This window comes from Streptomyces sp. ATexAB-D23 (genome assembly GCF_000373645.1).
In the GTDB taxonomy this organism is placed as follows: Bacteria; Actinomycetota; Actinomycetes; order Streptomycetales; family Streptomycetaceae; genus Streptomyces; species Streptomyces castrisilvae.
The window spans coordinates 191,642-205,224 of sequence record NZ_KB892057.1 but is presented as its reverse complement, the minus strand read 5'-3'; the positions used below and the strand labels follow the sequence as shown (position 1 = coordinate 205,224).

Below are 13,583 nucleotides of genomic sequence, written 5' to 3'. Positions count from 1 at the left end.
GATCCTGCCACGTACCACTGACAATCCGGACCGGCCACCGCCCGCGACGCCTCACCGGGCGCCCCGCCCGCCCCGCGTGCCAGGATCGAAGGCAAGGAGACACCCAGCAGGACCGAAGGGGAGCACCATGGCCAGCAAGCCGCCCGCAGGAGACCCCGTCCAGGACGCCCCGCAGGTCGAACCGGCCAAGCACGCCGCCGCCGGGCTGCCCGCCGTCGCCCGGAGCCTGCGCATCGCCCAGCAGCAGATGGGGCTGCGCCGCACCGCGCAGACCCTCCTCAAGGTCAACCAGAAGGACGGCTTCGACTGCCCCGGCTGCGCCTGGCCCGAGGGCGACAAGCGGCACACCGCGGAATTCTGCGAGAACGGCGCCAAGGCCGTCGCCGAGGAGGCGACACTGCGCCGGGTCACCCCGGACTTCTTCGCCGCCCACCCCGTCGCCGACCTCGCCGGCCGCAGCGGCTACTGGCTCGGCCAGCAGGGACGCATCACCCAGCCCATGTACCTGCCCGAGGGCGCCGACCGCTACGAGGCCGTGACCTGGGAGCGCGCCTTCGGGATCATCGCCGAGGAACTGGGCGCGCTCGGCTCACCCGACGAGGCGCTGTTCTACACCTCCGGGCGCACCAGCAACGAGGCCGCGTTCCTGCTCCAGCTGTTCGCCCGTGAATTCGGCACCAACAACCTGCCCGACTGCTCCAACATGTGCCACGAGTCCTCCGGCTCCGCGCTCACCGAGACGATCGGCGTCGGCAAGGGCTCCGTGTCCCTCGAAGACCTCCACCACTCCGACCTGATCATCATCGCCGGGCAGAACCCCGGCACCAACCACCCCCGGATGCTCTCCGCCCTGGAGAAGGCCAAGGCCGCCGGGGCGAAGATCATCTCGGTGAACCCGCTGCCCGAGGCCGGCCTCGAACGGTTCAAGAACCCGCAGACCCCCCTCGGCCTGGTCAGGGGCGCCGCGCTGAACGACCTCTTCCTCCAGATCCGCATCGGCGGCGACCAGGCGCTCTTCCGGCTCCTGAACAGGCTGATCCTTCAGACCGAGGGCGCCGTCGACGAGGCGTTCGTCGCCGAACACACCCACGGCTACGAGGAGTTCGCCGCCACCGCGGCCGAAGCCGACTGGGACACCACGCTCGCCGCGACCGGACTCGACCGCGCCGCCATCGAACAGGCACTCGACCTGATCCTCGCCTCGCGGCGCACCGTCGTGTGCTGGGCCATGGGCCTCACCCAGCACAAGCACTCCGTGCCGACCATCCGCGAGATCGTCAACTTCCTCCTGCTGCGCGGCAACATCGGCCGCCCCGGCGCCGGCGTCTGCCCCGTCCGCGGCCACTCCAACGTCCAGGGCGACCGCACCATGGGCATCTTCGAACGGCCCTCGCCCGCCTTCCTCGACGCCCTCGACAAGGAGTTCGCGATCACCTCACCGCGCCACCACGGCTACGACGTGGTCCGCGCGATCCGGGCCCTGCGCGACGGCGACGCCAAGGTCTTCTTCGCCATGGGCGGCAACTTCGTCGCCGCCACCCCCGACACCGCCGTCACCGAGGCCGCGATGCGAAACGCCCGCCTCACCGTCCACGTCTCCACCAAGCTCAACCGCTCCCACGCCGTCACCGGCACCCGGGCGCTGATCCTGCCCACCCTCGGCCGCACCGACAAGGACGTCCAGGCGGGCGGCAAGCAGTTCGTCACCGTCGAGGACTCCATGAGCAAGGTCCACGCCTCGCGCGGCAACCTCACCCCCGCGAGCCCCCACCTGCTCTCCGAACCCGCCATCGTCGCCCGCCTCGCCCGCGCCGTGCTCGGCCCCGGATCCGCGACGCCCTGGGAGGAGTTCGAGAAGGACTACGCGACGATCCGCGACCGCATCTCCCGCGTCGTGCCCGGCTTCGAGAACTTCAACGCGCGCATCGCCCACCCCGGCGGCTTCACCCTCCCGCACGCCCCCCGCGACTCCCGCCGCTTCCCCACCGCCACCGGGAAGGCCAACTTCACCGCCGCCCCCGTCGAGTTCCCCGAACTCCCCGAGGGCCGGCTGCTGCTCCAGACCCTGCGCTCCCACGACCAGTACAACACCACCGTCTACGGCCTCGACGACCGCTACCGCGGCATCAAGGGCGGCCGCCGCGTCGTCCTCGTACACCCCGACGACGGCGCCGCCCTCGGACTCGCCGACGGCGCCTACACCGACCTCGTCAGCGAGTGGAAGGACGGCGTCGAACGCCGCGCCCCCGGCTTCCGCGTCGTCCACTACCCCACCGCCCGGGGCTGCGCCGCCGCCTACTACCCCGAGACCAACGTGCTGGTCCCCCTCGACTCCACCGCCGACACCAGCAACACCCCCGCCAGCAAGTCCGTCGTGGTGCGCTTCGAGCCTGCGGGCTGAGCCGCGCGGGAGCCCCCGCCGGGCAGGGCCTAAGCGCCCGCTCAGCCGTCTGATAAGAACGACGCACACAGACACGCACCAGACGGAAGGCGGCCCCATGGGCGAGCACACCGCACCCACGTTCCCCCAGGAGATCATCGACGAGTACGCCGCGCTCGGCGTCGACCTGCCCGCCCTGTTCTCCGCCGGCCACCTCGGCGAGCGCATGGGCGTCCGGATCACCGAGGCCTCCGCGGAGCGCGTCGTGGGCACCATGCCCGTCGAGGGCAACACCCAGCCCTACGGCCTGCTGCACGGCGGCGCCTCCGCCGTCCTCGCCGAGACCCTCGGCTCCGTCGGCTCCATGCTCCACGGCGGCCCCTCCAAGCTCGCCGTCGGCGTCGACCTGAACTGCACCCATCACCGAGGGGTACGAAGCGGCCTCGTCACCGGGGTCGCCACCCCCGTACACCGCGGCCGCACCACCGCCACGTACGAGATCGCCATCACCGACGAGCACGACAAGCGCGTCTGCACCGCCCGCCTCACCTGCCTCCTGCGCGACACCCCCGCCCCCACTCCCTCCTGACCCGCGGCGACACGCGTCACCGCACCCCTGCCCGGCCGCACCCCAAAGCGGCCGGGCAGGGCCATTTCCGGGCACAACCAGCGCCGCGGATAAGGCACTTGTCGGGCACACCACGTCAACCCCCTTGACCCCGCACCTCGTTCCATGGCCCACTCGGCTCCCACACCCGGCCCGCCACACCGCGTCGCCGCACCCCCACCGAAGTAACGCTGCGTAACCAACGGCCGAGGTGAGGAACCCCGCCGCGACGCCACCAGCCCGGCCCCCGCCGCCGCCGGGCCCTGCGGCCTGCCCACACGCACCCCCGCGCAACCCTCATCGGGCGACAGCAGCAAGATCACTCCAAGCCCCTTAGCAGAGCTGGGCGTTCTCAGAATGCGGTCACTTTACGATCCGGTAAAAAGCCGTACATGTCCGCACAGCCACCTCAAGCCTTGCTCAAGGGCATAACAAGACAGTCACATCCTGAGCCACCACCATCCCCGACCCCCACCACTGCCCTTAGAGTCACCGCCAGTCACCGCGCCGCCGGGCGCGTCTGCAGCACGGCCCTGTACCAACCCAGTACGGCCCGGCGAACGACACGGCACCTCAAGCAGAGGAGGCCGCGCCAGGGAAAGGACCTTTCGTGCGACACCGTTCTTTGCTCATCCTCACCACAGTGCTCACCACAGGTGCACTGACGCTCACCGCCTGCGGGTCGCGCGACGACGACAACAAGAGCGACGGCAACAGCGGCAGCGGCAACCAGACCGTCGTCATCGGTCTCGACGCACCCCTCACCGGCGACCTCTCCGCCCTCGGCCTCGGCATCAAGAACTCCGCCGACCTCGCCGCCAAAACGGCGAACAAGGAGAAGACCGTCCCGGGCATCACCTTCGAGATCCAGCCGCTCGACGACCAGGCCCAGCCCTCCGTCGGCCAGCAGAACGCCACGAAGTTCATCGACAACAAGAAGGTCGTCGGCGTCGTCGGCCCGCTGAACTCCGGCGTCTCCCAGTCGATGCAGAAGCCGCTCAACGACGCGGGCCTCACCCAGGTCTCCCCCGCCAACACGGGCACCGAGCTGACCCAGGGCAACGACTGGAAGACCGGCGACAAGAAGCGCCCCTTCAAGACCTACTTCCGCACCGCCACCACGGACCAGATCCAGGGCGCCTTCGCAGCGAAGTACCTGTACAACGACGCGAAGATCAAGCAGGTCTACCTCATCGACGACCAGAAGCCCTACGGCGCCGGTCTCGCGGCCTCCTTCAAGGCCACCTTCACCGACCTCGGCGGCAAGATCGCCGGCTCCGACCACGTCAACCCCGAGGACCGCGACTTCAACGCCGTCGTCACCAAGGTCAAGAAGTCCGGCGCCAAGGCCGTCTACTACGGCGGCGAGTACCCCGCCGGCGCGCCCCTGAGCCAGCAGCTCAAGGACAGCGTCCAGATCCCCCTCATGGGCGGCGACGGCATGTACAGCGCCGACTTCATCAAGCTCAACAAGAAGGCCCAGGGCGACATCGCCACCTCCGTCGGCAAGCCCGTCGAGGAACTCGACTCCGCCAAGAAGTTCATCGAGGACTACAAGACGGCCGGCTACAAGGACGCCTACGAGGCCTACGGGGGCGGCACCTACGACGCCACCTGGTCGATCATCGAGGCCGTCAAGCTCGCCGTCTCCGAGAACGACGGCAAGCTCCCCGACGACGCCCGCGCCAAGGTCCTCGACGCCATGAGCAAGGTCAAGTTCGACGGCGTCACCGGCCCCGTCTCGTTCGACGAGTACGGCGACACCACCAACACCATGATGACCGCCTACCAGGTCGACGGCGGCAAGTGGGTCTCCAAGCTCAGCGAGGCCTACAAGCCGTAACAAGCTCCCGGTCACGCCCGACTGACCCCAGACCGCGCGGGAGCGCTACCAGCACTCCCGCGCGGTGCCATATCCGAACCACTCCACGGAGGCCCTGCGGTGCACGAACTGCCGCAACAGCTGGCCAATGGACTCATCCTCGGCGCGATGTACGGACTCATCGCGATCGGCTACACGATGGTCTACGGAATCATCCAGCTCATCAACTTCGCCCACGGCGAGATCTTCATGATCGGAGGCTTCGGAGCTCTCACCGTGTACCTCTGGATGCCGGCCGGCTCCAACCTCCTCGCAATCGTCCCCCTCATGATCATCGGCGGCGTCATATGCTCCGTCGCCGTCAGCGTCGCCGCCGAACGCTTCGCCTACCGGCCGCTGCGCAACGCCCCCCGGCTCGCCCCGCTGATCACCGCGATCGGGCTCTCCCTCGCGCTCCAGCAGGCCATCTGGAAGTGGTACCCCAACGCCACCAAGGACCGCCCCTTCCCCCAGTTCAAGGGCGAGGCCTTCGACATCTTCGGCGCCCACGTCCAGCGCGGTGACCTCTTCGTCCTCATCTCCGCCCCCGTCTGCATGATCGCCCTCGGCCTCTTCGTCTCCAAGACCCGCGCCGGCCGCGGCATGCAGGCCACCTCGCAGGACCCCGACACCGCCAAGCTCATGGGCATCAACACCGACCGCATCATCGTCATGGCCTTCGCCATCGGTGCCGCGTTCGCCGCCGTCGCCGCCGTCGCCTACGGGCTCAAGAACGGCCAGATCGGCTTCAAAATGGGCTTCCTCATGGGCCTCAAGGCCTTCACCGCGGCCGTACTCGGCGGCATCGGCAACATCTACGGCGCCATGCTCGGCGGCGTCGTACTCGGCGTCGCCGAATCCCTCGCCACCGGTTACATGAGCGACGTCCCCGGCATGGACCTCTTCGGCGGCGGCGCCTGGAAGGACGTGTGGGCCTTCGTCCTCCTCATCGTCGTCCTGCTGCTGCGGCCACAAGGCCTGCTCGGCGAACGCGTCGCGGACAGGGCGTGATACGGATGACCACCCAGAACCCGCTCGTCCCGCTCCCCGCACCCGCCGCACGGATCGCCACCCTCGCCGGCGCCGCGGCCGCACTCGCCGGAACCTTCCTCCCCTGGACCTGGACCTCCGAATTCCCCGGCGACCTCACCGTCACCGGCTACCCCGGCGGCCTCCAGGTCCTCACCCTCACCGGCGCCGTCCTCACCCTGCTGTTCACCCTCACCGGATACGGCATCCCCGGACTGCGCTGGCTCACCCCCGGCGGCACCAACAGCCCCGTCCGCCTCCTGGCCCTCGCCGTCCTCGGCACCACCGGCTACGCCATGGGCGCCATCTCCTACGAGCTCGGCGGCGTCGTCAACCTCGAACCCGGGGCCTGGGTCAGCGGCATCGGCGCACTCGTCGCCGTCATCGCCTCCCTCGCGCTCCCCAGCGACGTGGCACTCCCCGCCGAAGGACCCGAACCGACCGGCTGGCAGCGCTTCCGCAACAGCCTCGCCGCCCCCTCGGCACCCCGCGCCAGGGCCCTCCCCGGCTGGGCCGAGATCCTCGTCATCGCCGGAGCCTTCGGCCTGGCGCTGTACATCTTCACCTACGGGATCGACATCCCCACCGAGGACTCCGAGCAGTTCATCGGCTTCCTCATCACCGCGGTCTTCGCGTTCACCGCGCTCACCCGGGCCGGACTCATCGCCCGCATCACCGCGCTGACCTCCAAGCACCGCAACGTCACCCTCACCGCGGCCCTGGTCGCGGCGTTCTGCTTCCCCTTCACCCAGGACACCGCGGAATACGCCCTCATCGGCGCGAACATCCTCATCTTCGCCACCGTCGCACTGGGCCTGAACGTCGTCGTCGGCCTCGCCGGCCTCCTCGACCTCGGCTACGTCGCCTTCCTCGGCGTCGGCGCCTACACGGCCGCCCTCGTCTCCGGCGCACCGCTCTCCGCGATCGGCGTCCAGTTCCCCTTCTGGGCCGCCGTCCTCACCGGAGCCGTGGTCTCCCTGATCTTCGGCGTCCTCATCGGCGCCCCGACCCTGCGTCTGCGCGGCGACTACCTCGCCATCGTCACGCTCGGCTTCGGAGAGATCTTCCGCGTCACCGTCAACAACCTCAACGGCAACAGCGGACCCGACCTCACCAACGGCTCCCAGGGCATCCCCAGCATCCCCGACCTCAACCTGTTCGGGATCGACTTCGGGCTCACCCACGAACTCGGCCCCTTCACCCTCAGCAGGCCGGCCAACTACTACCTGCTGATGCTCGTCGTCACCGCCGTCGTCGTCCTCGTCTTCCGTCGCTCCGGCGACTCCCGCATCGGCCGCGCCTGGGTCGCCATCCGCGAGGACGAGACCGCCGCCACCGCCATGGGCATCAACGCCTTCCGGCTCAAGCTGCTCGCCTTCGCGCTCGGCGCCACCCTCGCCGGCCTCGCCGGCACGGTCCAGGCACACGTCAACTACACCGTGACGCCCGAGCAGTACCAGTTCGCCGGCTCCGTGCCCCCGAACTCCGCGTTCCTCCTCGCCGCCGTCATCCTCGGCGGCATGGGCACCCTCAGCGGACCCTTCGTCGGCGCCGCGCTGCTCTACCTGATCCCGGCCAAGCTGCAGTTCATGCAGGACTACCAGCTCTTCCTCTTCGGCATCGCGCTCGTCCTCCTCATGCGCTTCCGCCCCGAGGGCCTGGTCGCCGACCGCAGGAAGCAGCTCGAATTCCACGAGACCGACCAGCTCGACGTGCCCAAACCCCGGAAGCCCGACGAGACAGACGCCGGCATCGCCAAGGCGGGGGCGTAACCACCATGACCACCACAAAGACCGCCACCACCGCGACGACCGTCCTGGACGCCAGCGGAGTCACCATGCGCTTCGGCGGCCTCACCGCCGTACGAGGCGTCGACCTCACCGTCAACGCCGGCGAGATCGTCGGTCTCATCGGCCCCAACGGCGCCGGCAAGACCACCTTCTTCAACTGCCTCACCGGCCTCTACGTCCCCACCGAGGGCAAGGTCAGCTACAAGGGCACCGTCCTGCCGCCCAAGCCCCACCTCGTCACCAAGGCCGGCATCGCCCGCACCTTCCAGAACATCAGGCTCTTCGCCAACATGACCGTCCTGGAGAACGTCCTCGTCGGACGCCACACCAGGACCAAGGAAGGTCTCTGGTCCGCGCTCCTGCGCCTGCCCGGCTACACCAAGGCGGAGAACGGCAGCCGCGAACGCGCCATGGAGCTCCTGGAGTTCATCGGCCTCCAGGACAAGGCCGACCACCTCGCGCGCAACCTCCCCTACGGAGACCAGCGCAAGCTGGAAATCGCCCGCGCGCTCGCCAGCGACCCCGGACTCCTCCTCCTGGACGAGCCCACCGCCGGCATGAACCCCCAGGAAACCCGCGTCACCGAAGAACTCATCTTCGCCATCCGGGACCAGGGCATCGCCGTCCTCGTCATCGAGCACGACATGCGCTTCATCTTCAACCTCTGCGACCGCGTCGCCTGCCTCGTCCAGGGCGAGAAGCTGGTCGAGGGCACGGCCTCCGTCGTCCAGAGCGACGAACGCGTCATCGCCGCCTACCTCGGCACCCCCTTCGAGGGCGCCCCCGGCGCCGAGGAGGTCGCCGAGGTCGAAGCCGCCGAGGCGGAAGCCGCGGCAGCACCGGAAGCGGCCACCACCCCGGCCACCCCGGCCGAGGACGCCCCGGCCGCCACCACCGCTCCCACCGAAGAGGAGGACAACCGATGACCGCACTGCTGGAGGTCGAGGACCTCCGCGTCGCCTACGGCAAGATCGAAGCCGTCAAGGGCATCTCGTTCACCGTCGAGACCGGCCAGGTGGTCACCCTCATCGGCACCAACGGCGCCGGCAAGACCACCACCCTGCGCACCCTCTCCGGGCTGCTCAAACCCCTCGGCGGCCGCATCCTCTTCGAGGGCAAACCGCTCACCAACATCCCCGCACACAAGATCGTCTCCCTGGGCCTCGCCCACTCCCCCGAGGGCCGCCACATCTTCCCCCGGCTGACGATCACGGAGAACCTCCTCCTCGGCGCCTACCTCCGCAGCGACAAGGCAGGCATCGAGAAGGACGTCCAGCGCGCCTACGACCTCTTCCCCATCCTCGGGGAACGCCGCAAGCAGGCCGCCGGAACGCTCTCCGGCGGCGAACAGCAGATGCTCGCCATGGGCCGCGCGCTCATGTCGCAGCCGAAGCTCCTCATGCTGGACGAGCCGTCCATGGGCCTCTCCCCGATCATGATGCAGAAGATCATGGAGACCATCGTCGAACTGCGGGCCTCCGGCACGACGATCCTCCTGGTCGAGCAGAACGCCCAGGCCGCGCTCTCCCTCGCGGACCAGGGCCACGTCATGGAGATCGGCAAGATCGTCCTCTCCGGCACCGGAGCGGACCTCCTCCATGACGAGTCCGTCCGCAAGGCGTACCTCGGCGAGGACTGAGCCCCGGGAGTACGAGAAAGGCCCGCGCCTCGTGGCGCGGGCCTTTCTCGTACTCCCGGGAACCTACTCGGCGGCCCGCTTCTTCTCCTCGGCGTCCTCGATCAGCGCCTCGGCGAGCTGCTGCATCGACAGCCGGCGGTCCATCGACGTCTTCTGGATCCACCGGAACGCCTCCGGCTCCGACAGCCCGTAATCCGTCTGCAGAATGCTCTTCGCCCGGTCCACCAGCTTCCGCGTCTCCAGCCGCTGCGCCAGGTCCGCGACCTCGCTCTCCAGGGCCTTCAGCTCCGAGAACCGCGAGACGGCCATCTCGATGGCCGGCACGACGTCGCTCTTGCTGAACGGCTTCACGAGGTACGCCATCGCCCCGGCGTCCCTGGCCCGCTCCACGAGGTCGCGCTGCGAGAAGGCGGTGAGCATGAGGACCGGTGCGATGGACTCCGCGGCGATCTTCTCGGCGGCGGAGATCCCGTCGAGGACGGGCATCTTCACATCGAGGATGACCAGGTCCGGCTTGTGCTCCCGGGCCAGCTCGACGGCCCGCTGCCCGTCCCCGGCCTCACCGACGACCGAGTAGCCCTCTTCTTCGAGCATCTCTTTGAGATCGAGGCGGATGAGCGCCTCGTCCTCGGCGATGACGACGCGGGTCGTCAGCGGCGGGACGTGCGACTTGTCGTCGTCGGCGACGGGCTGGGGCGACTCGGGGGTGGTCACGGGGCTCCTCGTTCAGGGCATATGGCTCTCCATGAGCCTACCTAGCTACGGTATGGTGTCACTACACAGGGCGCTCTTGGCCCTTCCTTTCTAAGGCCCCAGTACTCCAACTGGTTAGAGAGGCCGCTCTCAAACAGCGGACAGTGTGGGTTCGAATCCCACCTGGGGCACTTTTCCTTCGAATCCAAGGTCGCAGGGAAACGATACGGATTCACGTGATCGTGTGACGTCACCGCCGACTCCGCGTCTGGCCGCCGAACATTCGACAATCTCGGCCATGTGTACGACGTTGAAACCCGCAAGCGCACACTCGCTCTCCTCGATCGCGGCTTCAGCCAGAACTCCGTGAGCAAGCAGACGGGCATCTCGCGGGCAGCCATTCGTTCGTGGCTCCAGCGGATGGAACCCCTTGGCCGTGGGCGTGGCTCGGAGTGCCCGCGATGCTCATCTCGCCCATTCGAAGATCCTTCCGCTTACGCGTACCTGCTCGGGCTCTACCTCGGAGACGGTTGCATCAGCCAGGGCAAACGCGGCGTGTACTCACTCCGCATCGCCTGTGCCGACGCATGGCCCGGACTCATCGACGCGTGCGGCGAGGCCATGCAGGCCATTCGGGCGAGCAACAAAGTCTTCCGCGTTCAGCGGCAGGGCTGCCAGTACGTCACATGTCTGAGCAAGCACTGGCCTTGCCTGTTCCCCCAGCACGGCCCCGGCAAGAAGCATGACCGCACCATCGAGCTGGCCGAGTGGCAACAGGACATCGTGGACGCACATCCATGGGAGTTCGTCCGGGGCCTCATCCACTCCGACGGCTGCCGGGTCACCAACTGGACCACCCGCACCGTCCGCGGCGAACAGCGGCGCTACGAGTACCCCCGCTACTTCTTCACCAACCTGTCGGCCGACATCCTGGACCTCTTCACCAGCACCCTCGATCAGGTGGGCGTCGAGTGGAAGCGCGCCAACGGCAAGAACATCTCCGTAGCCCGACGGGCATCCGTCGCCCTCATGGATGCACACGTCGGGCCGAAATACTGAGCGAGCCGCCCTACTTCGGGCTGTCGTCCTCGCCGATGTGGTGTACGCGCACCAGGTTCGTCGATCCGGCGACGCCCGGCGGGGAGCCGGCCGTGATCACCACCACGTCGCCCTTCTGGCAGCGGCCGATCTTCAGGAGCTCCTCGTCCACCTGGGCGACCATCGCGTCCGTCGAGTCCACGTGCGGGCCGAGGAACGTCTCCACGCCCCAGGTCAGGTTCAGCTGGGAGCGGGTGGCCGGGTCCGGGGTGAAGGCCAGGACGGGGATGGGTGAGCGGTAGCGGGAGAGACGCTTGACCGTGTCGCCGCTCTGGGTGAAGGCCACCAGGAACTTCGCGCCGAGGAAGTCACCCATCTCGGCCGCCGCGCGGGCGACCGCGCCGCCCTGGGTGCGGGGCTTGTTGCGGTCGGTGAGGGGCGGGAGCCCCTTGGCGAGGATGTCCTCCTCGGCCGCCTCCACGATCCGGGACATCGTGCGGACCGTCTCGATCGCGTACTTGCCGACGCTGGTCTCACCGGAGAGCATCACCGCGTCCGTGCCGTCGATGACGGCGTTGGCGACGTCGGAGGCCTCGGCACGGGTGGGCCGGGAGTTGTCGATCATCGAGTCGAGCATCTGGGTCGCGACGATGACCGGCTTCGCGTTCCGCTTGGCGAGCTTGATCGCGCGCTTCTGGACGATCGGGACCTGCTCCAGCGGCATTTCGACGCCGAGGTCCCCGCGGGCGACCATGATGCCGTCGAAGGCCGCGACGATGTCCTCGATGCTGTCGACGGCCTGCGGCTTCTCGACCTTGGCGATGACGGGGAGGCGGCGGCCCTCCTCGTCCATCACGCGGTGGACGTCCTCGATGTCGCGCCCGCTGCGGACGAAGGAGAGGGCGATGATGTCGGCGCCCGTGCGGATGGCCCAGCGCAGGTCGTCGATGTCCTTCTCGGAGAGCGCGGGGACGGAGACGGCGACGCCGGGAAGGTTGAGTCCCTTGTGGTCGGAGACCATGCCGCCCTCGACGACGGTGGTGCGGACACGGGGGCCGTCGACCTCGGTGACTTCGAGGGTGACGCGGCCGTCGTCGATCAGGATGCGCTCGCCGGGGGTGACGTCGGCGGCGAGGCCGCTGTACGTGGTGCCGCAGGCGTGGCGGTCGCCCTCCATGGGTTCGACGGTGATGGTGAAGTCGTCGCCGCGTTCAAGGAGTACGGGACCTTCGCGGAAGCGTCCGAGGCGGATCTTCGGGCCTTGAAGGTCGGCGAGGATACCGACGCTGCGGCGGGCCTCGTCGGACGCCTTGCGGACGCGGTGGTAGCGCTCTTCGTGTTCGGCGTAGCTGCCGTGGCTGAGGTTGAGGCGGGCGATGTCCATTCCCGCCTCGACGAGGCCCTTGATCTGGTCGTATGTGTCGGTGGCGGGTCCCAGGGTGCAAACGATTTTGGCTCGGCGCATGGTTCGACCCTAGACCTTACCTATGGGTAGGTAATTGGCTCTGTATGACTGTCCAACCACCTTTGAATGAAGGGTTATTGACAAGTGTTGAATTGTGCGGCGGCATGCTCGGATGAGCACGCCGGGTCGTGCGGCGGGCGGGAATTCAGAGTTTCGGCGGGGTCATGGTGAAGCGGGCGTTCACCTGGGCGTAGACGGTCTGCTGCTGGGGTTCGAGGTCCATGGCGGGCGGCGGGGCGGCGGCGGCGCCCGCGAAACCTCCGGGGGCGGGGGGTGCGGCTGCGCCGCGCCGGGCGTAGCCGGCGGGGGCGGCGTTCTCCGCGCCGATGTCGGCCAGTTCCACCAGGGCGGCGAGCTCCGCGCCGACGGCTCCGGCGTATTCGCGGGCGCGCTGGACGGCCTCGCGGACGGCCTGGCGGCGGGCTTCGCCGTGGGCGGGCGAGGTGGGGCGCAGGGCCCACCAGGGTCCGCCGACGCGGGTCATGTCGAGGTCGCCGACGCGGGTGATGAATTCGCCGAGGGCGGTGAAGTCGTTGAGGACGGCGGTGATGTGGACGCGGCCGTGGTATGCGCGGATCTTCTCGTCGCGGCCGCGCTGGGTGAGTTCGGGGGTGATGGAGAGGGCGCCGGTTTCGAGTTTCTCGACCGCGTTCCCGTAGCCGCGGGCGAGGTCGAGGACGGTGGTGTTGCGGCGGGTGAGGTCTTCGAGGGCGGCGCGGCGGTCCTTGCCACGGGCGGTGACGGTGATGGAGAGGTGGGCGATCTCGGGGTCGACTTCGAGGCGGGCTTCGCCTCGGACGGCGAGGCGGGGCTGGTCGGGGGTGCCGTAGGGCTGGGCGGTGTCGGTCATGGGTTCACTGTGGCATCCCGGTGTGACAGTCGGTGCGTCTTCGTGACGACGGTGGGGGGACAACGGGTGGTCATGGAACGGAAACCTGCCGGGGGTGTTGCCGGGGGTGGTGCGTGGGTGATTATCTACGCGCGTCGTCCGGCCGCGTGCGTTCGATCTACACGCGTCACATGACGGACAAACCCGCGCACGACGGAACCGTGACCGGCCGAACCGCGCACGGCTGAGCCG

General features: G+C 68.9%; 11 protein-coding genes and 1 tRNA gene. 9 read left to right on the top strand and 3 right to left on the bottom strand.

The annotated features are described in order from the left end of the window. Positions 1-127 precede the first annotated feature (127 nt). The 7 genes from B082_RS0130695 to B082_RS0130665 all read left to right on the top strand — a co-directional run bounded on the left by B082_RS0130695 (position 128) and on the right by B082_RS0130665 (position 9,306). Positions 128-2,401 (top strand): FdhF/YdeP family oxidoreductase, encoded by a 2,274-nt coding sequence (locus B082_RS0130695; protein ID WP_018555626.1) that lies wholly within the window; start codon positions 128-130, stop codon positions 2,399-2,401. A 97-nt stretch (positions 2,402-2,498) separates the two neighbouring features. Further along, the gene (locus tag B082_RS0130690) at positions 2,499-2,969 is read left to right on the top strand and encodes a PaaI family thioesterase (RefSeq protein ID WP_018555625.1); all 471 of its coding nucleotides are present in this window, start codon (positions 2,499-2,501) and stop codon (positions 2,967-2,969) included. A gap of 643 nt (positions 2,970-3,612) precedes the next feature. Then, positions 3,613-4,830 (top strand): branched-chain amino acid ABC transporter substrate-binding protein, encoded by a 1,218-nt coding sequence (locus B082_RS0130685; RefSeq protein WP_018555624.1) that lies wholly within the window; start codon positions 3,613-3,615, stop codon positions 4,828-4,830. Positions 4,831-4,929: 99 nt separating this feature from the next. Next, positions 4,930-5,859, top strand: coding sequence for a branched-chain amino acid ABC transporter permease (locus B082_RS0130680; RefSeq protein WP_018555623.1), 930 nt, complete (start codon positions 4,930-4,932; stop codon positions 5,857-5,859). A 5-nt stretch (positions 5,860-5,864) separates the two neighbouring features. After that, the gene (locus B082_RS0130675; protein WP_018555622.1) at positions 5,865-7,649 is read left to right on the top strand and encodes a branched-chain amino acid ABC transporter permease; all 1,785 of its coding nucleotides are present in this window, start codon (positions 5,865-5,867) and stop codon (positions 7,647-7,649) included. Between the two features lie 5 nt (positions 7,650-7,654). After that, entirely contained in the window at positions 7,655-8,593 is a 939-nt protein-coding gene (locus tag B082_RS0130670; protein ID WP_018555621.1) for an ABC transporter ATP-binding protein, read from the top strand. After that, positions 8,590-9,306, top strand: a complete 717-nt coding sequence (locus tag B082_RS0130665) for an ABC transporter ATP-binding protein (RefSeq protein ID WP_018555620.1) — start codon at positions 8,590-8,592, stop codon at positions 9,304-9,306. The genes B082_RS0130670 and B082_RS0130665 overlap by 4 nt, the downstream gene beginning before the upstream one ends. A gap of 63 nt (positions 9,307-9,369) precedes the next feature. Here the strand turns inward: B082_RS0130665 and B082_RS0130660 are convergent, their stop codons facing one another. Further along, complete coding sequence (locus tag B082_RS0130660) at positions 9,370-10,020, bottom strand: ANTAR domain-containing response regulator (protein WP_018555619.1); 651 nt, start codon at positions 10,018-10,020, stop codon at positions 9,370-9,372. 95 nt (positions 10,021-10,115) lie between these two features. Here B082_RS0130660 and B082_RS0130655 point away from each other — a divergent pair. Both B082_RS0130655 and B082_RS0130650 read left to right on the top strand, forming a co-directional pair. After that, a tRNA-Leu gene (locus tag B082_RS0130655) sits at positions 10,116-10,190 on the top strand. A 109-nt stretch (positions 10,191-10,299) separates the two neighbouring features. Beyond that, a complete protein-coding gene (locus tag B082_RS0130650; protein WP_026250356.1) occupies positions 10,300-11,058 on the top strand; it encodes a helix-turn-helix domain containing protein in 759 nt (252 codons plus the stop codon). Between the two features lie 10 nt (positions 11,059-11,068). On the opposite strand, the gene pyk is transcribed toward B082_RS0130650, so the two are convergent. Both pyk and B082_RS0130640 read right to left on the bottom strand, forming a co-directional pair. Then, on the bottom strand, positions 11,069-12,502 hold the full coding sequence (pyk, locus tag B082_RS0130645; RefSeq protein ID WP_026250355.1) for a pyruvate kinase: 1,434 nt from the start codon (positions 12,500-12,502) through the stop codon (positions 11,069-11,071). Between the two features lie 145 nt (positions 12,503-12,647). Continuing rightward, entirely contained in the window at positions 12,648-13,352 is a 705-nt protein-coding gene (locus B082_RS0130640; protein ID WP_018555616.1) for an SIMPL domain-containing protein, read from the bottom strand. Positions 13,353-13,583 lie beyond the last annotated feature (231 nt).